The sequence below is a fragment of the Sphingomonas sp. FG14 genome (genome assembly GCF_057809675.1).
Map to the genome: position 1 here is coordinate 568,201 of NZ_JBMDKK010000003.1, position 24,815 is coordinate 593,015.

A 24,815-nucleotide genomic window follows, 5' to 3' on the forward strand; every position below is an offset into this window, starting at 1 on the left:
TCAGCGGATCCGGCCCAGCAACTCCGCCTTTTTCGCGTCGAACTCCGCCTGGGTGATCGCGCCGATGGTGAGCAGCTTATGCAGCTTCTCGACCAGTGTGAACGGATCCTCGGCGGGTGCCGCCGGCTGCGCCGCGCCGCCGAGCGCGCCCGCCATGGTCTGGCCGATTGCGAGCCCCGCAGCGGCGCCCGCGCCGATGCCCGCCATGCCGCCCGGCTGCGCCGCCGCAACCTCGATCGCCTCCGCCGCCTGGAACTTGGCGTAGCGATCGAGATCGCCGAGCACACGCATCGAACTGGATTTGTCGAGATGCTTCTGCACCTCTTCCGGCAACGAGAGACTCTCGACGAAGAAGCTGCCGACCTTCAGGCCCCATTGCTCGAAGGCGGGCGTCACCGCCGTCTTGAGCGCATCGGAAAAGGCGGTCTGGCTGGCGGCGAGGTCGAGGAAGGGGGTGCCGCTGCCGCCCAGCCCGGTGGCGATCGCCGTCGCGATCGCGCCGCGCAGTTGCGGTTCGATATCGGCGACGGTCAGGCGTTCGAGCGTGCCGACCAGCTTGTGCATGAAGGCGGGCACCGATTCGACGCGGAAGGAATAGCTGCCGAAGGCGCGGATGCGCAGCGGCCCCAGTTCGGGATCACGTAGCGTCACCGGCTGGGCGGTGCCCCATTTCAGGTTGATCTGTTCCTTCTGCGAGAAGAAATAGACGTCGGACTTGAACGGCGACTTGAACGCCTTGTCCCAGTTGGCGAGCGCCGTCAGGATCGGCAGCGTCGAGGTTTCCAACGTGTAGAGGCCCGGCCCGAACATGTCGGCGATCGTGCCCTCATTGTAGAAAGCGGCGACCTGCCCCTCGCGCACCGTCAATTGTGCGCCGTTCTGGATCTCGCGGTCCTGCATGGGATAGCGCCAGGCGAGCAGGCCCGGCTCCTCAACCCAGTCGATGACGTCGACAAACTGTTTGGACAGAAAATCAAGCACGCCCATGTCGATCCCTTTCAAGGTTCGTGCTCAATCATAATGTCCGCTCAGTCGCTGGAAAGCAGAATCGGACAATGGCCCGATTGCATTGGGAGCGGAGCAGTCCTGCCACGACGCGTAGAAACTCTACCGCATGTCCCCAAAGTGCAACATTGCATTGCTAGCGGGCGAGCACAGCTTGCCGGCAACTTTCGACGCGCTGCCCCAATCGATTCGCTCCCTCACGATCGGGGCGAGGGCCGAGTGACGCGAACCAGGGCTTAGAGGCTGCCAACCGTCAATCGCGGGTCATCCGCATATGGGGTCCCGCCTGCGCGTCGGGCGGGCCAGGGGAAAGTCATGCGTCCAGAATCCAAGCTGTTCGTCCGTGCCGCATCACGCCTGTTGTGTGGCGCCGCGTTGGGCGCCGTCGCCCTGCCGTTCGTACCTGCCGCCGCGCAGACCTCGAACTCTGTCCTGTCGGGCCGGATATCGCAGTCGGAAGGCGGTGCGATGCTGTCAGGCGCGATCGTCACCATCGAGGAGACCGGCCAGACCGCGGTCACCGACGATCAGGGCCTTTACCGGTTCGGCAATGTCGTACCGGGCAGCTACAGCGTCAGCGTGCGCTATATCGGCCTGCCGGTGCGCGCCGCACAGGTGACGGTGGAGCCCGGCCAGGCCGCCACGCTCGATGTTTCTTTCGCCGCCGCCGCGGATGAGGACGATGCCGGCACGATCCTCATCACCGGACAGCGCGGCGCCCAGGCAAAGGCGATCAACGAGCAGAAGGCCGCGGACAATGTCCGCAATGTCGTCTCCGCCGATCAGGCGGGGCGCTTCCCCGATTTCAACGCGGCCGAAGCGCTACGGCGCGTGCCGGGCGTCTCCGTCCAGCGCGAGGTCGATGCGGGCGAGGGGCGCTATATCTCGATCCGAGGCCTCGATAGCGGACTCAACAATACGCAGATCAACGGCATGAACGCCGCGCAGCCTGAAAAGGAGAACCGGCGCGTCCCGATGGACATGATCCAGACGAGCGCGCTTTCGTCGATCACCGTTCACAAGACGCTGTTGCCGGACCAGGAGGCCGACGGCATCGGCGGTGCGGTCGTGCTCGAGACCGCGACCGCTTTCGACTATCCCAAGCCGGTCATGGATTTCACGGTGGCGGGCTTCTACCACGACCTCGCCGACAAGTTGCAGCCCCAGGTCCAGGCGACGCTGGCGACCAAGTTCGGTGCCGACGACCGGTTCGGTATCCTCGTCTCGGGCGCCTGGTCGAAGCGCAAGACCAGGGGCTTCGTCTTCTATCAGGACGAGGATTATCTGAGCTTCGGCGAGGACGACCCGGCAAGCGGGGTCACCCCGCTGCAATATCACCTGACCGAATACGAGAATGACCGCCAGAACATCTCGGCCAATGTCGCGCTCAACTGGGCGGCGACCGACACCACCGAATTCACCTTCAAGGGCAGCTTCAACCGGTTGTTCGACAAGGAACTGAGCCGTGCGCTCTATTTCGAGGGTGGCACCGATGAATATGCCGATGACGGCAATCTGATCCGCACCGAGCCGGGCACGGCGAACATCTTCAACCAATATGAAGAGACCGAGCTTACCCAGCAATCCTATGTGCTGAGCGGGATCACCCGTACTGGCGGTTTTACGCTGGATTACGGCATCGGCTATTCGACGGGCAAGCGCGAGGAGCCGTTCGACAACGAGGTGGCGTTCACCCGCGAGCTCGACAGCAATCTCTTCGGCTATGATTTCTCGGGCCGCTTTCCGATCCCGAACCTGAGCGCGCGGGATCGGGCGGCCATCGCCGACCCCAACGGTTACACGCTGGGTTATAACGACATCGATATCGATAACACGAAGAACACGCGTTACGCGGCGCATTTCAACATGACGTATGAACCGGCATCGTCATGGCTGCGCATGGTGAAGCTGGGGGTGAAGGCCGAGCGGTCGCGCCGGACGCTGGTCGAAGGCAACGTCATGGAATTGACCGGCCCGCTGACGATGAACCAGTTCGGCATCGGCCGGCTGGTCGATACCGGTGTGGTCGGCGCGCCCTATGCGCCCTATCTCTCGCTCGACATCGCCAATCTCAAGGATTGGCGGAACTATGCGCAGCGGCTGATCGCGAGCAGCCCCGATTATGTGAACGAATATGTCGAGGGCGGCGCGATCCCGCAGGACGAGGACAGCTATACCAGCAACGAAGACAGCTATGCGGCTTACGCGATGGCGAAGGGCGTCTGGGGCCGCTTCGAAGTGATCGGCGGCGTCCGCGTCGACCACAGCCGTGTCTCGTCCGACAATTTCGAGGTGCTGGCGCTGGAGGACGAGGATCCGGTCTTCACCAAGGTGAAGGGCAAGGCGCGTTACACCAGCATATTGCCGCGGCTTCAGGTCAATTTCCGCGCGAACGACAATCTGGTGCTGCGCGGCGCCTTCTACACCTCGATCGCGCGGCCGGAACCGCTCTACATCTCGGGTGCGACCGAGATCGAGGAAGAGGATGGCGAGGTCGACGTGACTGTCGGCAATCCGGGGCTGAAGCCGGCCTATGCCTATAATTTCGATCTCAGCCTGGAGCGCTATTTCGGCTCGGTCGGCCTGATCTCGGGCGGCGTCTTCTACAAGAAGATCGACCGCTTCATCTTCAGCGGCGTCGCGCCGGAGACCGAGGGGGATCGCGCGCGCTTCGCCAATGATCCGCGCCTGGTGGGCAAGGTGATCGACGACGTGACCACCTATACCAACGGCAAGAGCGCGAAGATCTACGGCATCGAGCTCAACCTGGTCCGCCAGTTCCCCAAACTGCCGGGCGCGTTGGGCGGGCTTGGCATCTATGCCAATGCGACTTTCCAGCGCAGCGAGGCGGATACCGGAATCGAAGGCGTGGCGAAGGACGATTTCTTCAACGCGCCGGAGACGATCTTCACCGGTGCGCTGACTTACCAGAAATACGGCATCGAAGGCACGCTGGCCTATAGCTGGCGCGATCGTCAGGCTGTCCGCTTCTCGAGCTACAATACGCGTATCGTCGAAGAGCCCTACGGCTCGCTCGATGGCCAGATCCGCTATGCCCTGACCCCGCGGTTCAAGCTGTTCGTCAACGCGGTCGATCTGCTCAACAGCGGCAAGAACCCGATCGTCGACGAGCGGTACGGCAAGGGCAGCCGCTTCCTGGAGGGTGCGACCTATACTGGCCGCACCGTCACCTTCGGCATCAACGCGTCCTTCTGACTGATGCGGTGATGAGCGATCGTGCACATCATTGGCCCACCCTTGTCCGCAACGACAAGGGTGGGTTGAGCCCGGCCCGGCCGCACGGAACCGCGCCATCGCTGTCCGCGCTGATTGACCGGCGCGGCTTGCTGGCCGGTGGTGCCGGGTTGGCCATGAGCGCGTTGCTCCCCGTACGAGCCGTGGCGGCGACAAGTGCCGCACGGTTCGAATTCGAGGAGATTCCACTGACGGTGGAACCCGGTGACCGCCTGCCCGATGGGTATGAGCGACAGATTGTCCTTCGCTGGGGCGATCCGCTGTTCGCCGACGCGCCGGGTTTCGATGTGGGAGCGCAGAGCGCTGCCGCGGCGCGGCGCCAGTTCGGCTTCAACAACGACTATACCGCCTTCGTGCCGCTCCCATTGGGCTCGGGCCGGTCGGATCGCGGACTGCTGGTGGTCAACCATGAATATCCCATCCCGCACCTCATGTTCCCCGGGCTCACCGCCGACATCGTCGCCCATGGCATCGATCGCGAGCAGGTCGATATCTGCATCGCATCGTGCGGTGTGTCGGTCGTCGAATTGCGGCGCGAGCGGGGGCAGTGGTGTGTCGACCTCGACAGCCGCTTCAACCGCCGGATCACCGCCGACACGCCGATCCGTATCTCCGGCCCCGTCGCCGGCCATGCGAAGCTGCGCACCGCCGCCGATCCGACGGGCACGCGTGTGCTTGGCACCCATGACAATTGCAATGGAGGGATCACGCCATGGGGCACGATCCTGAGCTGCGAGGAAGGATCGGCCGATTTCTTCGCGGGTGACGTCGCGCGCCATCCTGATCGCGCGCATATGGAGCGCAATCATTATGAGAGTTCGGCGCATGGCCGTTACGGCTGGGCACGTTTCCATGATCGCTTCGATTTCGATCTCCATCCCAACGAGCCCAATCGCTTCGAATGGGTGGTGGAGATCGATCCCCTCGATCCCGATGCGCCGCCTGTAAAGCGCACGGCGCTCGGCCGTTTCGCGCATGAGGGCGCGCATTGCGCGCTGACCGCCGACGGCCGCGTCGCGGTCTATCTCGGCGACGATTGGGAATTCGAATATTGTTACCGCTTCGTCAGCGCGCGGCCGGTCGATCGCACGAACCGGGCGGCCAATCGCGACCTGCTCGACGACGGGGTGCTTTCGGTCGCGCGGTTCGACGCAGACGGCGATGTCGCGTGGCTGCCGCTGGTCTGGGGGCAGGGGCCGCTCACCACCGCCAACGGCTTCGCCAGCCAGGCGGATGTGCTGCTGGAAACGAGACGCGCCGCCGATCTGCTTGGCGCGACACCGATGGATTCGCCCGAGGGGTTCGAGCCCGACCCGGTGACCGGTCATGTCTTCATCGCGCTGACCGGCAATGATGCACGCTCGCCCGACCGGGTCGATCCCGCCAATCCGCGCGCGGCCAATGCGCACGGCCATATCCTTGAACTGATCCCGCCCGTCCGGGCCGGCGTGCCCGATCACGGCGCCGATATTTTCGGCTGGCGCGTCTTCCTGCTGTGCGGCGATCCCGCCGATCCGGCGGATCGCGCCACCTTCCATCCCGAGACGAGCGCCAAGGGGTGGTTCGTCGAGCCCGACAATATCGGTTTCGATCCCGCTGGCCGGCTCTGGGTGTGCAGCGATGGGCCCGGCATTCGCGGCCATGACGGGCTGTGGGTGATGGAGGTTCAGGGCGAGCGGGCCGGGTTGCCGCGCCTCTTCTATTCGCCGCCGATCCAGTCCGAATGCTGTAGCCCGGCTTTCACTCCCGACGGGCGGACGATGTTCCTGTCGATCCAGCATCCATCCGAGCGCGCGAACGACATCGGTGCGGCCAAGACCGGCTGGCCCGATTTCGCACCCGGACGTCCGCCGCGTCCATCGGTGATCGCGATCGGCAGGGCGTCCGATCGATCTGGTCCCGAAGCTTAGAATCCGTCGGGCATTGTCGAATGGCGGCAGGCACGCTAAGGGCGCGGGTGCCGAGGGTGCCATAGTGCCCGAAAGACGGCGACTGGTGACGACGCGGACCATGATTTCCCGCGCGAGCATGAGAGACCATGAGCTTCGACACTCTTCCCGCCCTCCTTTCGGAGGCGCTTACCGCCCGTGGTTATGCCGCGCCCACCCCTGTTCAGGCAGCCGTGCTGGAGCCCGAGGCGGACGGGCGCGACCTGGTCGTCTCCGCGCAGACCGGATCGGGCAAGACCGTCGCGTTCGGCCTGGCGATGGCGCCGCAGCTTCTGACCGGCGATGCCGGCCGGGCGCCGCCTGCTGGCGCCCCGCAGGCGCTGATCATCGCGCCGACGCGTGAACTGGCGTTGCAGGTCAGCCGCGAGCTGATCTGGCTCTATGGCAAGGCGGGGGCGTGGATCGCCACCTGCGTCGGCGGCATGGACGCGTCGAAGGAACGCCGTAACCTGGCGCAGGGCGCGCATATCGTGGTCGGTACGCCGGGGCGCTTGCGCGACCATCTTGAACGCGGCGCGCTCGACCTGTCCGCGATATCGGTCGCCGTGCTCGACGAGGCCGACGAGATGCTCGACATGGGTTTCCGCGAGGATCTGGAGGAACTGCTCGACGCGACGCCGGAAACGCGGCGGACGCTGCTGTTCTCGGCGACCATGCCCAAGCCGATCGTGGCCCTGGCGCGGCGCTACCAGCGCGACGCGTTGCGCATCTCCACCGTCGGCACCGATCGCGGCCATGGCGATATCAGCTATCAGGCGATGGCGGTCGCGCCGTCGGATATCGAGAATGTCGTCGTCAACCTGCTGCGCTATCATGAGGCTGAAACGGCGATGCTGTTCTGCGCGACGCGCGACAATGTCCGCCATCTCCACGCCAGCCTGATCGAGCGCGGCTTCGCCGCCGTCGCATTGTCGGGCGAGCATAGCCAGAGCGAGCGCAATCATGCGCTGCAGGCACTGCGCGATCGCCGCGCACGCGTTTGCGTCGCAACCGACGTGGCGGCACGCGGCATCGATCTGCCGACCTTGTCGCTCGTCATCCATGTCGAGATCCCGCGTGACGCCGAAACGCTGCAGCACCGCTCCGGCCGGACGGGGCGCGCTGGCAAGAAGGGTACCGCGATCCTGATCGTGCCCTATCCGCGCCGCCGACGCGTCGATTCGATGCTGCGTGGCGCACGGATCGAGGCGGAATGGACGAATCCCCCGACTGCCACTGACATTCGCACGGCGGATCGCCAGCGACTGCTCGATCTGCTGCTCCAGCCCGTCGAGGCCGATGACGAGGATCGCGAGGTCGCGTTGAAGCTGCTTGCCGAGCGTTCGGCCGAAGACATCGCCATGGCGCTGGTCCGCGTTCACCGTGCGCGGATGCCGCAACCCGAGGAACTCGTCGAAGCGAGCGCGGGGCCGCCCAAATCCGAAGGGCCGCGTCCGGGTTTCGAGGATACGGTATGGTTCCGCATGGATGTCGGTCGCCGGCAGAACGCCGATGCGCGCTGGCTGCTGCCGCTGTTGTGCCGGCGCGGCCATATCACGCGTAGCGAGGTGGGCGCGATCCGCATCGCCGCGAACGAAACCATGGTCGAGGTACAGCGTGCCGTCGCCGCGCGTTTCGCCGATGCGGTCAAGCGCACCGCGGGCAATGACGAGGACGGCGGCACGGTTCGGATCGAGCCGATGCACGGCAGCCCGCGCGAAGAGGCCAAGCGCAACCGTGCCGGTCCCGCGCCGGTGCGCCATGCGCCAAAGCCGTTCCGCAAGGGGCCGGGCCACAAGCCGAAAGGGCATCGGCCGGGGCGCTGAGTGGCGATCGCTATTTCGGCTTGCGGAACCGGTACAGGAACCGGTCGGTCTTGCCGCGCACGGCGGGGTTGAAGACCAGCTTGCCATGATCGTCGGCGGGATTGGCGAGCAGCGGGCTTTCCGCTTCGAGCACGAAGCCGGCGGCCTTGAAATCGGCCTTCACCGTCGTCGGATCGATGCGGTGCAGCTTGTCGACGATCGCGCGGGTTTCGCCTGACGGACCGACATGGTCGATGATGCCGACCACGCCGCCGGGCCTGGTCGCGGCATAGAGCGTCCTGAGGAACGCGGCCGGATCGGTGCGCGGAATCTTGTACTTCTCCGATTCCCAATAAAGGTCGTGATAGCTCAGATTGATGATCACGAAATCGAAGCTGTTGGGCTTGGAGGCGAAGGCCTCGAAGGGATAGCGGACGAAATTCACGTCGGGCCGGCGGGCGACCAGCGCATTCCATTTCTTGATCTCGTCCGGGGCGGTGTAGAATTGGTTGGGCTCGAAGGCGGTCACTTTACCCTGTGGCCCGACCGCATTGGCGATGATCTCCGCCCAATAGCCCGATCCCGTCATGATGTCGGCGGCGGACATGCCTTGCTTCAATCCGAGAAAGGCAAGCGTTTCGGCTGGTTTTCGGCTTTCGTCCAGCGCGATCGCTTCCGCCGGACGGCCGGCCCTGGCGACGGCGGCGGCAAGGTCGGGCTTGGCGGGGGCGGCGGATACCGGAACGGAAATGCAGGCGGCCGCGCCGGCCAGCGCGGTCAGGATGAGGTTACGCATGTCAGATCCCCTTGATTGCGTATTCGGGATCATGCGCCCGCCCGTGCGGCGGCTCAATCCGCGCTGCCGACGGTGGTCGAAACGCGCGGGAGGTTCATCGAATCAGTTCGTCGCCGCGCGCAGGAATTCTACATGGAAGGCGACGGCACCGATCGGCTCGACATGGTGGCGGATCGTGGGTTCGACGATCCCGGGCGCGCGATCGGGGGTCAGGATGATATCGACCGGCATTCGGCGCGGATCGGTGATTGTATAGCGCAGCTTGCCGCTGGCGACGTGGATCAGTCCCCAGGTGCCGGGCTTGGTGTCATGATCGGCCAGCAGCGCCGCCGGCACGTTGGCCTCGGAAAAATCGGGCGTGCGGCGATAGGGGAGAAGGCCATCCGGAATCGCGTCCGGATTGGCCGCTCGCGCTGCCGATCCGGCGGATGTCGCGCGCGTCACCTGCTCGTCATGACCGCTCTTGTCGCTGAAGAAGGCGGCGGCGAACAGGCCGCATCCCAGCAGCACGGACACGAAGACGCCGCCGACCGTTGCCACAACCATGTGAACGGTCAACGGGCCGAACAGCGAGAGATACCAGAGCGCGCCCGCGGTCATGACGATGCCGGCGATACCGATCAGCTTCATCATCCGGCGGAAGTCGGCGCGGGCGCTGTCGCGGCTGTTCGGTGCGGTCGTCATGACGGATCCCTTTCGATGGGCAATCAGGCGGTTGCCTGTCGCGCGGGCGGATCGAGCCGGAAGAACAGGGCAAGCTGCAGGCTTTCCGCGATGCGCGCGGCCTTGGCCTGCATCGCCACGGCGCTGTCCTGCGGCATGTGCCTGTCGGTGATCTCGGCCCAGAGTGTGAGCCAGCGTTCGAACATCTCCGGGGTGATCGTATCGCGATGTGCCAGATGCGCACGCATCGGATTGCCCTTGTAACGACCGCTGGTAAGCATGACGGAAGACCAGAAGGCGGTCAGCGTCTCAAGGTGCGCCGGCCAGTCATGGACCGCACCGTCGAACACCGGCCCGAGCAGGGGATCCTGCCTGATCCGGTCATAGAAGAGCGGAATCAGCCGGCCCAGAGCCTCTTCATCAATGTCCGACGTTCCGATCATCATCGACTCGCTTAAACATGTATTGACAGTGCATGTATAAGCCTGCTTCTAAAGATGCAACAGAAATGCATATATGGCGTGATGCCGAAGATGGAGCCTGAATGCGCCTGACGCGCTACACTGACTATGCGATGCGCGTGCTGCTGTATCTTGGCGCGCGGCCTGATGCGCTATGCTCGATCGCCGAGGTGTCGCGCGCTTATGGGATCTCGCAGAATCACCTGATGAAGGTGGTCAACGATCTGGCGCGTGAAGGCTATGTGGCAAGCGTTCGCGGCCGCTTCGGCGGCATCCGGTTGGGCCGGCCCGCTGGCGAGATCAATGTCGGCGCTGTGGTGCGCCATACCGAGGACGGGTTCGAACTGGTCGATTGCGGCGGCTGCGTGATCGCGCCCGTTTGCGGCCTGACCGGCGCGCTGGACGAGGCGCTGGCCGCCTTCATGCGCGTGCTCGACGGTTATACGCTGGAGGACCTTCTGGCCCGGCGCGCCGATCTCGGCAGATTGTTCGCCGCCTAAGGTCGTTCAGCGTCCCTTCTTGCGCGTCGGTTTCTTCTCCGGGCGCTTGCCGAGGCCGATGGCGATGGCGAGGTTGCGGCGCTGTTCGGCATAGTTGGGGGCGACCATCGGATAGTCGGCGGGCAGACCCCAGCGCGCGCGATATTGTTCCGGCGTCAGATTGTGATGGGTCATCAGATGGCGCTTGAGCGTCCGCATCTTCAACCCGTCCTCAAGGCAGACAAGATGATCGGGCTTCAGCGAGGCGCGGATCGAAACCTTGGGCGTCGGCGGCTCTTCCTCGACGGGAGGGGGCGGGCTCGCAAGGCCGGCCAGCGCATCGTGGACGTTCGCGATCACCATCGGCAAATCGGAGACCGCGACCTTGTTGTTCGACACATGTGCGGCGACGATATCCGCGGTCAGAACGAGCAGCTTTTCGTCGCGTTCGTCGGCCATCGAAAATTTCCTCCAAAATGGAGGTAAATTCGATACCCGGCTTCGACGACAATGCAAGCTTTTGGACTAGCGGGATCGCTATCTAAGCCATAGAGCGACGGCATGGCGGGCATCGGCACCAGGATCGACGAATTGGGAACGCTGCTGCGCGAAGGCGCCGGTTTCGTATTGCGGCGCGATCTGGGCGGACGCTGGATGCTCGATATGCATCGTGTTCCGGTCGATCATGTGGAGAAGCGCGTCCGCGTCACCGGCGTGGTCGTGGCTGATGGGCTGGTCGATGTCGATGGCGTGACCGCCGAGGCATAGAACCGGCGGCCGCTTGCCCCTAAAGTGCGAACAGTGGCGGAACGGAAGATCATCCATATCGACATGGACGCCTTTTTCGCGTCGGTGGAACAGCGTGACGATCCGTCATTGCGCGGTCGGCCGCTCGCCGTGGGAAGCGCTGGCGGGCGCGGCGTGGTCGCCGCCGCGAGCTACGAGGCGCGCAAGTTCGGCGTCAGATCGGCGATGCCGTCGGTCACCGCGATCCGCCGCTGTCCCGAACTGACTTTCGTGCCGCCGCGCTTCGACGTCTATCGCGCGGTTTCGCAGCAGGTGCGCGCGATCTTCGCCGACTATACCGATCTGATCGAGCCGCTGTCGCTCGACGAGGCCTATCTCGATGTCACCGAGGATCGGCGCGCATTGCGGTCTGCGACCGCGACGGCCGAGGAGATCCGCCGGCGTATCCGTGAAGAGACCCAACTGACGGCATCGGCGGGCGTGTCCTACAACAAGTTCGTGGCAAAGCTCGCGTCGGACCAGAACAAGCCGGATGGATTATGCGTGATCACGCCGGAGATGGGGCCGGCCTTTGTCGCGGCGCTTCCCGTCAGTCGCTTTCGTGGAGTCGGTCCGGTGACCGCGGCCAAGATGGAACGGCTGGGCATCCGGACCGGCGCTGACCTGCGCGATTGCGGGCTCGATTTCCTGGCCCGTCATTTCGGCAGCAGCGCCGATTACTTCCATCTGGCGGCGCAGGGCATAGACAATCGACCCGTCATGCCGGACCGTCCGCTCAAGTCGGTTGGAGCCGAGACGACATTCTCGAACGACCTGATGGACCCACCGGCCGTTCAGGCTGCGCTTGGCGAGATACTGGACTCGCTGATGCGCCGCATCGAACGCTCCGCCGCGCGTGGCCGGACGGTGACACTGAAAGTGCGTTATGCCGATTTCCGTTCGATGACGCGCTCGCGCACGCTGACGGGCGCGACCGGGGACCCGGAGATGATCGAGACGCTGGCGCGCGGGCTGGTCGACGATCTGCCCGCGATCCTGCCGGGCATCCGTCTGCTCGGCGTCACGCTCTCTAATATCGTCGAGGAGGATGCGGACGGGCCAGCACAGCCGACGCTGCCGCTCTAGGACCAATCGACATTCAGCCCATACCGGCCTGCAAATGGCGCTTTCCCGCGCTTCCGGTGCTCACGTACGATAAGCACGCTACGCTCCGGGTCACGAAAAATCACCATTTTCGACTCGGTCTGAACTGAATGTCGACTGGTCCGAGCATAGCCGATCGCCATTCAACTCATGCCGGAACCAGTTCCATGGGCAGGCTCGACCAGCTTCTGATCGTGTTGTTGTAGTGGCGGACGGGCTCGCCGGCGAGCAGGATGCGGCGTGCCCGGCGGGCGAGTGAGGCCAGCACCGCTTCACCCTCCATCCTGGCGAGCAGCCTGCCGACACAACCATGGATGCCGGCGCCGAAGCCGACATGATTGGTGATGCGCCGGCCGATATCGTAGCGATCGGGTTCATCCCAGGCGCGGGGATCGCGATTGGCCGCGCCCAGGAACATCAGGATCTTGTCGCCAGCGCGCACGGGCAGGCCGCCAAGCTCGCCGGGCTGTGTCGCCGTACGGAAGAAAGTCTGCACGGGGGATTCGAAGCGCACCGCTTCCTCGAACGCGTTCTTCGCCAGATCGGGGCTGGCGCGCAGCCGGTCGAATTCGTCCGGGAACCGCGCGAGCGCGTGCAGCGCCGCCGCGAGTGAATTGATCGTCGTGTCCAGCCCAGCCTGAAGCAGCGCGCGGACCAGCATCTGCGCATCGCCATGGCCGATCTCGCCCCGGTCGGCCGCTTCATGAACCATCATGCCGAGCCCGCCCGGGGCCAGTCGCTCGCGATGTCCCTGCGCTTCGATCCATTCGAAATTGACCTTCGCGGTCGATGCCTGGAACAGCGTGTTGCGAGGGCCGAACGAATTGAACAGCGCATCGGCATGGGGAAGCAGCTTCTCGCGATTTTCCACACCCATGCCAACGGCGTCCGGGAATACGCGCAGGGGATAGGCGTGGGCGAGGTCGGCGATCCCGTCGAAGCGCCGATGGTCGACCAGCTCGGCGATCATCGCGTCCGCTGCCGCGAAGAAGCGCTCGCGAAGGTCCGCCAGCACGGCGGGGGAAAGTACGCGATTGAGCACGCGCCGAGCCGCGTCATGCTCGGGCGGATCGACCTCCAGGATCAGGCTGCGCAGCCGGAACCGGCCGTGCCGCTCGAAATCCTCCATGCCCACGCCGCGCGACGAGCAATAGGTTCGCCAGTCCGCCAGCACCGCGCGGACGCTGTCGTGGCGCGCGACCGCGCCGACGCTGTAGCGTGACAGCCAGAAATACGGCCCCGCGTCGCGCATCGCCTGCTGCGCCGGATAGGGATCGTCGAAATAGCCGGTCTCGAACGGATCGATATCGAGCACCGGCACGCCGGGCGGCGGATCGTCATCATAGATCGCATAAGGGGATCGCATCGAATTTGCCTCCTGCATTCATATTGATAAGTCAATATAAAGTGTCAATATGCGATCGCGATTTGGCAGGCGGCGGGCTTGCTGTAGGTTGGCGCGATGACCGAGCCCGAGAAACCGCATGCGCACCCCGCACAATTGGCGATGGATCTCGACCGCTCGGTTTCGGTGTTGATCAATTTCGTCGCGACGAAGCTCACGGCCAGCGGTTCTGCTGCCTATCGCACGCGCTTCGGGCTCAACATCACCGAGTTCCGTGTGCTGGCGATGCTTGCGGTCGAGCCCGATATCCTCGGCCGCCGCTTCACCGAAGTGATGGGGCTCGATCCCGGCGCGGCCAGCCGGACGCTCAAGGGGCTGGAGGCGCGGGGGCTGGTGGTCAGCCGTACTGACGACCGCCACCCCGCCTATCGTCGCTGGGCGCTGACCGCCGCTGGCGCGGCGCTGCAGGACGAAGCCGTCCCCATCGCGTTGGAACGCGCACGAATATTGCTTCAGGATTTCAACGCGGGAGAGGAAGCGATGCTTGTCGATTTCCTGCGCAGGATGCTGAAGCGTATGCCTGATGTGTCCGCGCTGAACGGCGAAGCCGGGGAGGCGGGATGATCGATATCGGCCCGAGCGGGCGCAGGGTGGCGGCAGCGCTGGTCGCGCTGGTCGGCTGGATCGGGATCGGGGTTCAGCTCGATGCGAGCACAGCCCTGGCGGGCTCGGTCCGGGGCGCGATCTGGAACATGCTGCTGTTCTTCACGATCATCGCCAATCTGCTGGCCGCGATCGTGATGACCGGTATCGCGCTCGATTGGCGGGCTTTCAAGGCGCCCGTCACGATCGGCGGCGTGACGATCGCGATCCTGCTCGTCGGGGTGGTCTATGCGCTGTTGCTGCGCGGCTTGCTCGAACTGAGCGGCGGCGCGCGGCTCGCCGATATCCTGCTTCACAGCGTCACGCCGGTGCTGGTGCCGCTCTATTGGCTGCTGCTCGCGCCCAAGGGCGGATTGACGTGGCGCGCGCCGTTCCTCTGGGCGTGCCTGCCGCTCGCCTATTTCGGCTATGCGCTGGTGCGCGGCGACCTTGAGGGGCGCTATCCCTATCCATTTATGAATGTCGCGCAGATCGGGTGGGGTGCGACCCTCACCAATGCGTTCGCGATGGCAATCGGCTTCCTCGCCGTCGGCTTCGTGCTGGTATGGCTTGATGATCGATTGGCGCGCCGCCCGCGCTGAATGGCGCACGCAACTTTCGGCAGGTCCGGAAGTTTGGGACTCTCATGGAACTGACCGAGCATCACGACCTTCGCGGCGGCGATCCGGTCTGGCGTCCGGGTGATGGCCAAGCCGCCGATTCGCTTCCCGCAACCTCGGATATCGTGATCATCGGATCCGGAATCATGGGGGCGACGATAGCGGAGCGGCTGAGCGTCGACGGGCATCGCATAGTGCTGCTCGACCGGCGTCCACCCGGCCATGGCAGCACCGCTGCGTCCACCGCCGAACTGATGTGGGCGATGGATGTGCCCTTGACGCATCTGGCCCGCAAGCTCGGTGAGGACGAGGCCGCCCGTCGCTGGAGGCGCGTCTACCGGGCGGTAAGCGGGTTGGGCCATCGGATCGACGCGCTCGGCATTGATTGCGCGCGGGTGGACCGACCGACATTGTATCTGGAAGGCGGGTTGCTCGATCGCGACGCGCTGGCCGAAGAAGGCGAGGCGCATCGCCGCCACGCCTTGCCCAGCACGTTCCTGGATGCAGATGGGGTCGCGGCCCGTTTCGGCATCGCTCCAAGGGCAGGGCTGGTTTCGTCGGGCGGGTTCGAAGTCGATCCGGTCGCGCTCACGCATGGATTGCTCGATATCGTTCGTACCCGTGGCGGCGCGATCTGCCACCCTCGCGATGTGCTCGCGCTTGATCAGCACGCGGACGGCATCACGCTGCGGCTGGGCGATGGCGCGACGATCAAGGCACGAACCGTGATCCTTGCCGGTGGCTATGAGCGTGCGCCGATGTTCCTGCCCGCCGAATTCTCCCTGCTTTCCAGCTTCGCTTTCGCAAGTCCGCCGGGATTGGCGCCGCGCTGGTGCGAAAACGCGATGATCTGGGAAGCTGCCGATCCCTATCTTTATGTCCGCACGACAGCCGATGGCAGGATCGTCGCGGGCGGCGAGGACGAGGATTTCCACGATCCTGCCCGTCGCGACGCAATGATAGCGGCGAAGGCCGGGGTCATCGCCGCAAAGCTGGAGGCAATGCTGGGAAGCGGGCCGGTTGCGATCGATCGAAGTTGGGCAGCCACCTTCGGGGCCTCGCCCGATGGCCTGCCTGCGATTGGACGCGCAGCCAATGCGCGGCACTTGTGGATTGCGGCGGGCTTTGGCGGCAACGGCATCGCCTTCGCTGCGCTGGCCGGCGAAATCATCGCCGCCGATCTGTCGGGAATGCCGGACCCGGATGCCGCCTGTTTCGACCCTTATCGCTTCGCGGCTGAGCGCGGCCAGTTGAAGCTGAGCGCCGTTTCGCCGGTTGCGTCCCCAGCAGCATCATAGCGCCGTTCGACGATCACGCCGTGGCCGCGCTCGTCGATCGCGACCACGGTGCTGCAGCGCGTACCATAGACGGGGTTGCGGATGAAGATCGGCGACAATGCGGGCTCTTGCGGCACATCCGACGCAGCGGCCGTGCGGAGCCCGACATCGGGCAGCACGTCCTCGCGAAGGCCGTCGAGCAATGTCTCCGGGTGTGTTGCGTCGCACACGATCCAGTCGAGCATCAGCGCCTTCAGCCTGAGCGTCTTTGGCCATGGTTCGTCGAGCGTGCCGTTGGACAGGCCGTAGATGCCCGGCGCGAGCAGGCTGCGCTGCGCTTCGGGCCGGTTGGACAGGAACAGCGCGCGATCGCGATCGGCGACGATCAGGTTGAAGGGATTGAAGTCATCGAGCGTGGCGCTGTCCGCATCGGCATAGGCGCCGTGCCCGGCCAGAAGATCGGAGACGAGCGCACCGCGTGACGCGCGGTCGGGGTCCGGCCCGCCATGGCCTCGCAAATTGGTGACGACGGCGAAGCTGCCCTGTTCGGAAACGCCCAGCCAGGTGCCGCCCGACGCCAGATCGCGCCCCGCGATCAGATGGTCGGGATCATCCCACCGCGCGAGCGCGCTGGCGGGGCGGGTGTGAAGCTCGTCGCGATTGCCCGCGACGATCAAGCGCCAGCGCGGATGCGATCGCCATGCGAAGGCCAGGACACACATGGACGAACCATTGCCCATCCGCCGCCCGCTGGCGACCGAAAAACGCGGGCTCGACAAAGAGCCACGACAAAATCATGGCGGAAGCACAGCCTCGTCTCCGTCGAACCCCCATGAAGGGAGTCTCGCCATGACCGACACGATCATTTCCGTATCGCTTCTCGTCGCTGCGGTCGCCGCCATCCTGGTCGGCGGCATCTTCCATGCTTTTTCGTCCTTCGTGATGGCTGGGCTCGGGCGTATCCCGTCAGAACAGGGTGCGAATGCCATGCGGTCGATCAACGTCACCGTGTTCACGCCCAGCTTCATGATTCCGTTCATGGGCATGGTGCCGTTCAGTCTCGCGATCGCGGGCTGGTCGCTGTTCGCCTGGGATCGCGCGGGTTCGGGCCTGATCCTGTCGGGCGCGCTTCTGTATCTGTTCGGCTGCTTCGGCGTGACGATGTCCTTCAACGTGCCGCTCAACAATCGGCTCGCAGCGGTCCAGTCGGCAGGGGAACCGGCGCTATGGGCGCATTATCAACGGGCCTGGACCCGCTGGAACACGATGCGGACGATCTCGCCGACACTGGCGGGCCTGTTGTTCGTTCTTGCGCTTCCTTCCTGAGCGATAATCAGCCTTAACCAACCATGCACCCTGATATGATTTGGCGCGTTTAGCTTCTCTTCAGCATGGCGGGCCTAACGACCCAGTCCCGAAGGGAGCCGAGTGCACGTACGTAATATCCTGCCGATCCTGTTCCTGTTGCTCGCGGTGTTCTGGCCGGGGGCGGCATCGGCGGAAAGCGTCGAACTCAGGTCGCATTTCTGCCATGCGAATGCTCCGGCGGATCGGTTGCCGAACGCGAATACGGTTCGTGGCCTGAGCTTTGATTGCCGCGGCGGCAAGGCCACGGGTTATCATGACCGCTGGCTATGGCTACGGCTCGACACCAGCCGGCTTGCGGGCCCCGATGCTGCCCGGGTTGCGGCGCTGCCGGTCAGATGGCGCCTGCTCATCGATCAGGCGCGTTTCGACCGGATCGCGATCGTGATCATCGACTCGCGCGGGCGTGCCCAGGAAATGGTACGGGACGCCGGCGACCTCGAAAAAAACTGGGCGCCAGGCGGACTGCAGCGCTTCGTCGTCGATCGGGCGGGCCGCGACGTCCGGCAGATCCATATCGGCTATTACAGGCTGGCCGATCTCGGCTTGATGCGAAAGGTGACTGCGGCAAGCCCGGAGACCGCCAGGAAGCTGAGCGATCGCTGGCTGTTGCTGATGGGCCTGTTCAGCGGGGCATTGCTTTCAGCCTTCGCCTATAATCTTGTGATCTATATCGGTCATCGCCAGACATTCCAGCGCTGGTACCTGATCTGGGCGGCAACCGTGCTCGCCTATGGGCTGATCTGGACCAATGTGATCGCGCTGCTGTTGCCCGGATTTGTCGGGCCGGTGACGGTCCGGCTCGATTTTATCCTGGTCGGCGTCATGATCGGCACCGGCAATGTCTTCTTCCTGGCGGTGATCGAGGAAGGCGTGTTGCCGCGCTGGCTTCACCGTGCCGGGCGCGTGCTCGCGCTGATCGGGATATTGCTCGGCGCCGCCGCCTCGGCCGACCAGATCCTGCCTGCCGCGCTGATGGACCGGCTGATGAACTATGCCATCCTCGCCAGTGCCATCTCGGTCTTTATCGGCGTCTGCTATGCGATCCGGCGAGGCAGCCGCATCGTCTGGTTCTACCTGCTGGGCTGGACGCCGGTGCTCGTCATCTTCGCACTGCGGCTGGCCCGCAACCTGGGTTTCCTGCCGCAGAACGATCTTGTCGACCTCGCGACCTTCGGCACGCTTGCTTTCGAGTCGATCGCGCTTTCGCTCGCCATCGCCGATCGCTTTCGGTTGCTGCGCCGCGAACGCGACCTGGCCGAACAGGCCCGCGCGGCGATCGCGATCGAAAGCGAGACGTTGCGCCGCGCCGCGCAGACCGATTTCCTGACTGGCCTGGGCAATCGCGCCTCGTTCCAGGCGGCGTTGCGCACCCGCATGGAATCGAGTGCGCGCGGCATACAGCTCTATCTGATCGACGTCGATAATCTGAAGGAGATCAATGACCGGCTGGGTCATGATGGGGGTGACGCCTTGCTGGTGCATGTCGGGGAGATGTTGCGCGGCGCGGTGGGGACGGATGAGCATGTCGCACGGATCGGCGGCGACGAGTTCGCGCTGATCCTGACGCGGGCGGACGAACGGCGGATCGCCGAAATCTCCGAAACGCTCGACATGATGCAGGGCGAGATCTGGAGCTATGGCGGGCGGAGCTGGGCGTTGTCGCTGAGCATCGGCATGGCCCGTTATCCGGAAGACGCGCTCGATGCCGATCCGCTCTACAAGAACGCCGATCTGGCGCTCTATGAGGCCAAGCTGCGTGGGCGGCGGCGGCTGCATCGCTACGATCCCGGGCTGCGCGCGGAGATCGATCGCAGCGCGGCGCTGGCGCGTGACGCGCATCTGGGGCTGGAGCGTGACGAATTCGTCCTCCATTATCAGCCGATCGTCGAACTGGAGGGCGGCCGCGTCGTCAGCTACGAGGCGCTGCTGCGCTGGCAGCATCCCGAACATGGCGTGCTGACGCCATCGGTGTTCGGCAGCGTGCTTGTCGATCCGAAGATCGGCAGCGCGGTGCAGGATCGCGTGCTCACGCGCGTGCTGGCCATGCTTGCCGCGCGCCCTGACGATATCCGCGCGGTCTCGATGAATTTCACGGCGGCGCAGCTCGACGGTGCGCACGCAGCGCGGCGACTGTTGAGCCGGCTGGAAGAGGCGGGCGTCGCACCGGAGCGACTGTGCATCGAAGTGACCGAGGATATCGTGCTCGGCCGTTCGGTCGATGCGATGGCGGAGGCGCTGCGCCTGCTCCATGAGGCCAATGTCCAGATCGCGCTCGACGATTTCGGCACCGGCTATGCCTCACTCATCCATCTGAAGCGGATGCCGATCGATATCCTCAAGATCGATCGTTCCTTCGTGCTCAGCCTGTTTGATGGCGACGGCAGCAGCGAGGCGATCGTGCGCGCGATCATCGGATTGGGCCGGGGCATGCGCAAATCGGTGATTGCCGAAGGGATAGAGACGACCGCCCAGCGCCAGCGCCTGATCGAGCTCGGCTGCACGCTGGGGCAGGGCTATCTGTTCGCGCGGCCGGGGCCACTCGGCGATTTGCGATAGGGCATTGCGCCGATCCCCGGCAACGATCTGGGTGTATGGCCGTTGGGTTGAATATGCATGGCGTCCGCCACGCGAAGGAGAAGCATGATGGGAGCCGACGAAATCCTGGCGCTGGAGATCTGGAAGGCATTGCGCGGCCGTCCGATCAGCGATGCGGAGATCGCCAGGGAAGTCGCCGATTATCGGCGCTGCCTCGACCTGGTTCGCGCGGCCGAGCGTCAGGGGGATCCGGATTGATCCTGCGGGACTGAAGCGGGCATGATCGATCCCGGCGCCATGCCGGTGCTGGCCTGCGCCTGGCGGCGGGCAAGCTGGGTCAGCCGTTCGCCCAGGAAATCCAGCACCACGCGCACGCGGGGTATATGGCGCGATCGTTCGTGCGTCAGCAGCCAGACACCGCGTTCCACTTCCCTGGGAATGGGGACGCAGCGGATCAGTTCCGGATCGGCATCGGCGACGAAGCAGGGCAGGGTGGCGAGCCCCATGCCCGATCGCACGGCGGACAGCAGTCCGGTGGCGGAATCATGGTGGATGGCGACGGTATCGGCCAGGCCATGCTGTTCCAGCCAAGCGCGATAGATGCGCCAGACGCCCTTGCCGCCGCCGCCGATGATCACATGATCAATCATGTCGCGCGGGCGGCGCGGCGTGCCGTGGCGTGCGGCATAATCGCGGCTGCAATAGACCGTCCATGGTTCGTCGGCGACGCGGCGCCCGACCAGTCCGCTGCCTGACGGCCGACCGGCGCAGCGCAGCGCGATATCGGCTTCGCCCGCTTCCAGGTCGCGTACCTGCTCACTGGTATCGAGCTCGATCCGGATCGTCGGATGCGCCTCGCGCAGATCGCGCAGGATCGGCGCCATGATGGTGACGGCGTGGATTTCCTGCATGGTCAGCCGCACTGTGCCGCTCGCCTCGCGGCCATGCGATCCGGCATCCTCGGCAAAGCGATTCGCGGCCGCCTCTACGGCCTCGGCGCGTTCGCGCAGCGCCTCCCCCACGGCGGTCAGCACGTAACCGGCCTGTCGCCGCTCGAACAGGGTGACGCCCGCCGCCGCTTCCAGCGCGGCCACCCGGCGCGCGGCCGTGGTCTGGCTGACGCCGAGTGACTTGCCCGCCGCCAGCGTGCTGCCCGTGCGCGCGACGGCCAGGAAATAACGGAGATCATTCCAGTCGAGCATCTGTGACTTATGCCCCGATCATATGATAGCGGCATTCTGCAATAATGCAGTATCGCAGCGCAACATCGTTGTTCGTCTGTGCCGGCAGGGGGGTGTAGATCGGTCTGGCCGGAAAAGACCGGCGACCTAGACATTATGGAGACGGTCATGAAGACCTTGCTAGCGCTATCCGCGCTTGCCGGAGCCCTGTGCGTGGCGCCGGCCGCCGCGGCTGAAACCCGCCACCCGCCCGTCGTCCGCGCCGTCGCGCACGATGATCTGGACCTGAGCACGGCCAAGGGCCGCAAGACGCTCGACCGCCGCATCGAGATCGCGATCGCCACCGCCTGCGGTGATGCGTCGAGCGCCGATCCGATGGGCTGGAAAGCGATCCAGCGCTGCCGCACCGACGCGGCGGATCGTGTTTCAGTCCAGCGTGAAGGCGCGATCGCTGCGGCTCGGCGGCAGGGAAGCACGCGCATCGCCGCGCAATGATATCGGTGCGCTATTGCTGCCGAACGATCGCCGGGCCCAGCGTCATCACGACGCGCAGGCCCGGCTGATTGTCTTCCAGCGAGATCGCGCCATGATGCAGTCCCGCGACCGCCTCGACCAGCGACAGTCCAAGTCCCGATCCGGGGCGGTGGCGCGAGGGATCCAGCCGGCCGAAGCGGCGTAGCGCATCGCTGCGTCGTTCGCTCGGGATGCCGGGACCGTCATCGGACACCTCCACCGCCAGGATCCCGTCATGGTCGCGGGCGATGAGCATGATGGCGCTGCCGCCTTCACCATGGTTCAGCGCATTCTCGACCAGGTTGCCGATCGCCTGGCTGACAAGTTCGCGGTGCAGCCGCCCGGTGAGACCGGTCTGTGCATCCGCGGAGATCGTGAAGCCGCGATCTTCCACCAGCGGCCCATAGACCTCGACCAGGTCGGACAGCAGTGTCGCCAGATCGCTCTCGACCAGCGATTCGCGGCCGATGCCTGCTTCGGCCCGGCTGATCAGCAGGGCTGTCGACAGCATTGAGAGCAGGGTGTCGGCTTCCGCCGATGCCTTTTCCAGCGCGGTCAGCGCCTCGGTGTCGCGGGTTTCGACAATCGCGCGTTCGAGCACCGATTTGAGCCGCGTCACCGGCGAGCGCAGGTCGTGGGCGAGGCCGTCGGTCATCATCCGCAATTGCGAGACCAGTGCCTCGATCCGCTGCAACATCACGTTGATTGATTCGCCGAGCGCATCGAAGGCGTCTCCGCTGCCGTCGACCGGAACGCGCCGCGCCAGCGCACCGTCACCGACCGCCGCCGCCGTCGCGACCACGCCCTGGATCTTGCGGCTGAGCAGGCGCCCAAAGGCAAGCGTGCCGACCAGCGTCAGCGACAGGCCGATCGACAGTGCCGCCAGCATCGCCTCCGCATTGACACGGGTCAGTCGCAGGTTGGCATCGATGACATGACCGGTCAGGAGCCGCGATCCGTCGGGCAGCCTTGTGGTCGCCACACCCATATGTTCGGGCTGGTCCGCGCCCATGCGGTACAGATCGATCGTCCGCCAGTCGGTCTCCGATGGAATGACGGTCGGCCAGGCGGCGATATTGCCCGCGACCGGCATGCCTGCGCGATCGGCGAGCAGGATCACCACCGCGTCGCTCCGCACCGATCGCAACCGTGTCAGGATCAGGCGCTTCACTTCCGCCTGACCGCCGCCGGCATAGGCGCCGCGCAATTCGTCGCGCAGTTCGCCCACCAGCGCTTGCTGTTCCTCGATCAACGCGTGCTGACTCGCCTGCTGGACGAACAGCAACACGCCGGCCGTGACCAGCATCTGGAACAGGAACGCCAGAACCACCAGCCGCGCGGTGGTCGAACGGATCAGGCTGCGCCAGCGCGGCGCCATTCAGGCGGCCGCCCCCAATCGATAACCCGCACCCCGGATGGTGTGGAGCAATGGCGTGTCCGATCCGTCGTCCAGCTTGCGGCGTAACCGACTGACATGGACGTCGATGACGTTGGTGCCGGGATCGAAATGATAATCCCACACGCCTTCAAGCAGCATAGTGCGGGTGACAACCTGATCGGCATGGCGCAGGAAATATTCGAGCAGGCGGAATTCGCGCGGCTGCAGTTCGATCGTCCGGCCGCCACGCCGCACCTTGCGTGAGAGCAGGTCCATATCGAGATCGGCGCAATTCAGGCTCGTCACCACCGCCGATCCCGATCCGCGATGCCGCAGCATCAGCCGCACCCGTGCGAGCAGTTCGGCGAAGGCGAAGGGCTTGACCAGATAATCGTCCGAGCCTGCGGTCAGGCCGCCGACGCGATCTTCGGGCGAGCCAAGCGCGGAGAGGATGATCACGGGGGTCTCGATCTTCGCCGCGCGCAATGCGCCAAGCACCGCCATGCCGTCCATCCCCGGCAGCATGCGATCGAGGATGATCGCGTCGTAGCTGCCATCGCTCGCCAGGAAGAAACCGTCCCGGCCATTATCGGCATGATCGAGCACGAAGCCCTCTTCGGTCATGCCCTTGACGATATAGCTCGCGGTGGCCTCGTCGTCCTCGATCAGCAGCAGCTTATGCCCCATCCTCAACCCTCAACCTTTGTCAGCGCGATCAGCCGGGCATGACGATCATGGACGATGTCGAGCGCGATCGCATCGCCCGCATGGTTATGCAGGCAAGCCGCGGCTTCATCCAGTGTCGAGACGCGATGGCCGTCGATCGCCGCGATCGCGTCGCCCACCGTGATCCCCTTCGCCGCAGCCTCACCATCGGAACGCAGGCTGGTGACGATCAGGCCCCGGCCGGATGTGGCCGGCTCGATCGTCATGCCGGGCAGTAGGTCGGATGGACGGATCGGCGCTACCTCGTTCCCGCCGCCGATAATCGATCGCGTAAAGAGGGGGGCCGCCGCGAGCGGCGCACAGCATAACAAACAGATGCCCCACCAGGCCATCGCGTTGCTGTGGCGGCCGCCCGCCATGCTCATGCCGTCCGCGCCGGCCTATCCGGCCGATCGAGGCGCTGTGCGATTGTCGCGATCTGTTGCGCCAACTGGTCCAGCCGGTCGGTGACGCCCAGGTCGAGCTTCTGGTGCAGCCGCAGGATCTCGAGTTCGGCGCGAAGATTGACCTCGAAGTCGAGGCTGGCGGCGACGCGATCCTTCGCGGACTGGCGGTTCTGGCTCATCATGATGATCGGCGCCTGGATGGCGGCGAGCATGGAGAGCATCAGGTTGAGGAAGATATAGGGATAGGGATCGAAGGCCAGCCCGAGATGGCCGAGTATGTTCGTGTTCAGCGTCATCCAGCTGAGCAGGATGATCGCGAAGGCGATGATGAAGCCCCATGAGCCGCCGACGGCGGCGACCCGATCGGCAAGGCGCTCGCCGAACGTCGCGCGCTCATCGGCGATGTCCGCCGCGTCGCGGCTGATCGGCAGCCGTGCCTGCATCGTCGTCAGGACATTATGTTCCTCGGGGTCGAGCGCATCGACTGGCTTGCCCAGCAGGCGGGTGGCGAGCGTCTGGATGTCATGGCCGGTCATGTCGTGTCCCCCGTCTGGATAAGTCC

At 65.1% G+C, this 24,815-nt stretch carries 25 protein-coding genes; 13 read left to right on the plus strand and 12 right to left on the minus strand.

Translation table 11 applies throughout. The annotated features are described in order from the left end of the window. Entirely contained in the window at positions 1-987 is a 987-nt protein-coding gene (locus ACODTA_RS14865; protein ID WP_489066689.1) for an SPFH domain-containing protein, read from the minus strand. Between the two features lie 333 nt (positions 988-1,320). On the opposite strand from ACODTA_RS14865, the gene ACODTA_RS14870 reads away from it, so the two are divergent. The 3 genes from ACODTA_RS14870 (at position 1,321) to ACODTA_RS14880 (ending at position 8,014) form a co-directional block, all read left to right on the plus strand. Further along, entirely contained in the window at positions 1,321-4,221 is a 2,901-nt protein-coding gene (locus ACODTA_RS14870) for a TonB-dependent receptor (RefSeq protein WP_489066690.1), read from the plus strand. 11 nt (positions 4,222-4,232) lie between these two features. Beyond that, the gene (locus ACODTA_RS14875) at positions 4,233-6,170 is read left to right on the plus strand and encodes a PhoX family protein (RefSeq protein WP_489066691.1); all 1,938 of its coding nucleotides are present in this window, start codon (positions 4,233-4,235) and stop codon (positions 6,168-6,170) included. A gap of 128 nt (positions 6,171-6,298) precedes the next feature. Continuing rightward, positions 6,299-8,014, plus strand: a complete 1,716-nt coding sequence (locus tag ACODTA_RS14880) for a DEAD/DEAH box helicase (protein WP_489066692.1) — start codon at positions 6,299-6,301, stop codon at positions 8,012-8,014. A 10-nt stretch (positions 8,015-8,024) separates the two neighbouring features. Here the strand turns inward: ACODTA_RS14880 and ACODTA_RS14885 are convergent, their stop codons facing one another. The 3 genes from ACODTA_RS14885 to ACODTA_RS14895 all read right to left on the minus strand — a co-directional run bounded on the left by ACODTA_RS14885 (position 8,025) and on the right by ACODTA_RS14895 (position 9,895). Then, positions 8,025-8,789, minus strand: a complete 765-nt coding sequence (locus tag ACODTA_RS14885; RefSeq protein ID WP_489066693.1) for a class I SAM-dependent methyltransferase — start codon at positions 8,787-8,789, stop codon at positions 8,025-8,027. Between the two features lie 102 nt (positions 8,790-8,891). Then, on the minus strand, positions 8,892-9,473 hold the full coding sequence (locus tag ACODTA_RS14890) for a TehB family protein (RefSeq protein WP_489066694.1): 582 nt from the start codon (positions 9,471-9,473) through the stop codon (positions 8,892-8,894). Positions 9,474-9,496: 23 nt separating this feature from the next. After that, positions 9,497-9,895 (minus strand): group III truncated hemoglobin, encoded by a 399-nt coding sequence (locus ACODTA_RS14895; RefSeq protein WP_489066695.1) that lies wholly within the window; start codon positions 9,893-9,895, stop codon positions 9,497-9,499. Between the two features lie 101 nt (positions 9,896-9,996). On the opposite strand from ACODTA_RS14895, the gene ACODTA_RS14900 reads away from it, so the two are divergent. After that, entirely contained in the window at positions 9,997-10,413 is a 417-nt protein-coding gene (locus ACODTA_RS14900) for an Rrf2 family transcriptional regulator (RefSeq protein ID WP_489066696.1), read from the plus strand. Positions 10,414-10,419: 6 nt separating this feature from the next. Here ACODTA_RS14900 and ACODTA_RS14905 read toward each other — a convergent pair whose 3' ends face one another. Further along, on the minus strand, positions 10,420-10,851 hold the full coding sequence (locus ACODTA_RS14905) for a Ros/MucR family transcriptional regulator (RefSeq protein WP_489066697.1): 432 nt from the start codon (positions 10,849-10,851) through the stop codon (positions 10,420-10,422). A gap of 102 nt (positions 10,852-10,953) precedes the next feature. Here ACODTA_RS14905 and ACODTA_RS14910 point away from each other — a divergent pair, with 102 nt between their 5' ends. Together ACODTA_RS14910 and dinB are read left to right on the plus strand one after the other, a co-directional pair. Beyond that, the gene (locus ACODTA_RS14910) at positions 10,954-11,160 is read left to right on the plus strand and encodes a DUF5818 domain-containing protein (RefSeq protein WP_222989661.1); all 207 of its coding nucleotides are present in this window, start codon (positions 10,954-10,956) and stop codon (positions 11,158-11,160) included. Positions 11,161-11,223: 63 nt separating this feature from the next. Next, complete coding sequence (gene dinB / locus ACODTA_RS14915) at positions 11,224-12,264, plus strand: DNA polymerase IV (protein ID WP_489066792.1); 1,041 nt, start codon at positions 11,224-11,226, stop codon at positions 12,262-12,264. A gap of 166 nt (positions 12,265-12,430) precedes the next feature. On the opposite strand, the gene ACODTA_RS14920 is transcribed toward dinB, so the two are convergent. After that, entirely contained in the window at positions 12,431-13,648 is a 1,218-nt protein-coding gene (locus tag ACODTA_RS14920) for a cytochrome P450 (RefSeq protein WP_489066698.1), read from the minus strand. A 96-nt stretch (positions 13,649-13,744) separates the two neighbouring features. Between ACODTA_RS14920 and ACODTA_RS14925 the strand changes: the two genes are divergently transcribed. From ACODTA_RS14925 to ACODTA_RS14935, 3 genes are read left to right on the plus strand one after another with little or no spacing between them, the layout of a single operon-like run. Next, complete coding sequence (locus tag ACODTA_RS14925) at positions 13,745-14,251, plus strand: MarR family winged helix-turn-helix transcriptional regulator (RefSeq protein ID WP_489066699.1); 507 nt, start codon at positions 13,745-13,747, stop codon at positions 14,249-14,251. After that, the gene (locus ACODTA_RS14930) at positions 14,248-14,871 is read left to right on the plus strand and encodes a Pr6Pr family membrane protein (protein WP_489066700.1); all 624 of its coding nucleotides are present in this window, start codon (positions 14,248-14,250) and stop codon (positions 14,869-14,871) included. The genes ACODTA_RS14925 and ACODTA_RS14930 overlap by 4 nt, the downstream gene beginning before the upstream one ends. A gap of 44 nt (positions 14,872-14,915) precedes the next feature. Further along, positions 14,916-16,187 (plus strand): NAD(P)/FAD-dependent oxidoreductase, encoded by a 1,272-nt coding sequence (locus tag ACODTA_RS14935; protein ID WP_489066701.1) that lies wholly within the window; start codon positions 14,916-14,918, stop codon positions 16,185-16,187. Here the strand turns inward: ACODTA_RS14935 and ACODTA_RS14940 are convergent. Beyond that, positions 16,112-16,888 carry an NRDE family protein gene (locus ACODTA_RS14940; protein WP_489066702.1) on the minus strand — a complete coding sequence of 259 codons (777 nt, stop codon included), beginning with the start codon at positions 16,886-16,888 and terminating at the stop codon, positions 16,112-16,114. The two genes, ACODTA_RS14935 and ACODTA_RS14940, sit on opposite strands and share 76 nt — an antisense overlap. Before the next feature lie 127 nt (positions 16,889-17,015). On the opposite strand from ACODTA_RS14940, the gene ACODTA_RS14945 reads away from it, so the two are divergent. From ACODTA_RS14945 to ACODTA_RS14955, 3 genes are all read left to right on the plus strand, one after another. Beyond that, the gene (locus ACODTA_RS14945) at positions 17,016-17,492 is read left to right on the plus strand and encodes an anthrone oxygenase family protein (RefSeq protein ID WP_489066703.1); all 477 of its coding nucleotides are present in this window, start codon (positions 17,016-17,018) and stop codon (positions 17,490-17,492) included. 102 nt (positions 17,493-17,594) lie between these two features. Then, entirely contained in the window at positions 17,595-20,090 is a 2,496-nt protein-coding gene (locus ACODTA_RS14950) for a putative bifunctional diguanylate cyclase/phosphodiesterase (RefSeq protein WP_489066704.1), read from the plus strand. Positions 20,091-20,177: 87 nt separating this feature from the next. Further along, the gene (locus ACODTA_RS14955) at positions 20,178-20,327 is read left to right on the plus strand and encodes a hypothetical protein (protein ID WP_489066705.1); all 150 of its coding nucleotides are present in this window, start codon (positions 20,178-20,180) and stop codon (positions 20,325-20,327) included. Here the strand turns inward: ACODTA_RS14955 and ACODTA_RS14960 are convergent. Then, positions 20,309-21,271, minus strand: coding sequence for a LysR family transcriptional regulator (locus ACODTA_RS14960; protein WP_489066706.1), 963 nt, complete (start codon positions 21,269-21,271; stop codon positions 20,309-20,311). The two genes, ACODTA_RS14955 and ACODTA_RS14960, sit on opposite strands and share 19 nt — an antisense overlap. Positions 21,272-21,418: 147 nt before the next feature. Here ACODTA_RS14960 and ACODTA_RS14965 point away from each other — a divergent pair, with 147 nt between their 5' ends. Then, complete coding sequence (locus ACODTA_RS14965; RefSeq protein WP_489066707.1) at positions 21,419-21,745, plus strand: UrcA family protein; 327 nt, start codon at positions 21,419-21,421, stop codon at positions 21,743-21,745. A 10-nt stretch (positions 21,746-21,755) separates the two neighbouring features. On the opposite strand, the gene ACODTA_RS14970 is transcribed toward ACODTA_RS14965, so the two are convergent. From ACODTA_RS14970 to ACODTA_RS14985, 4 genes are all read right to left on the minus strand, one after another. Next, positions 21,756-23,141 carry a sensor histidine kinase gene (locus ACODTA_RS14970; RefSeq protein WP_489066708.1) on the minus strand — a complete coding sequence of 462 codons (1,386 nt, stop codon included), beginning with the start codon at positions 23,139-23,141 and terminating at the stop codon, positions 21,756-21,758. Further along, positions 23,142-23,828 (minus strand): winged helix-turn-helix domain-containing protein, encoded by a 687-nt coding sequence (locus ACODTA_RS14975; RefSeq protein WP_489066709.1) that lies wholly within the window; start codon positions 23,826-23,828, stop codon positions 23,142-23,144. A 2-nt stretch (positions 23,829-23,830) separates the two neighbouring features. Next, positions 23,831-24,073 (minus strand): PDZ domain-containing protein, encoded by a 243-nt coding sequence (locus ACODTA_RS14980; protein WP_489066710.1) that lies wholly within the window; start codon positions 24,071-24,073, stop codon positions 23,831-23,833. A 155-nt stretch (positions 24,074-24,228) separates the two neighbouring features. Next, complete coding sequence (locus ACODTA_RS14985; protein WP_489066711.1) at positions 24,229-24,789, minus strand: DUF1003 domain-containing protein; 561 nt, start codon at positions 24,787-24,789, stop codon at positions 24,229-24,231. Positions 24,790-24,815 lie beyond the last annotated feature (26 nt).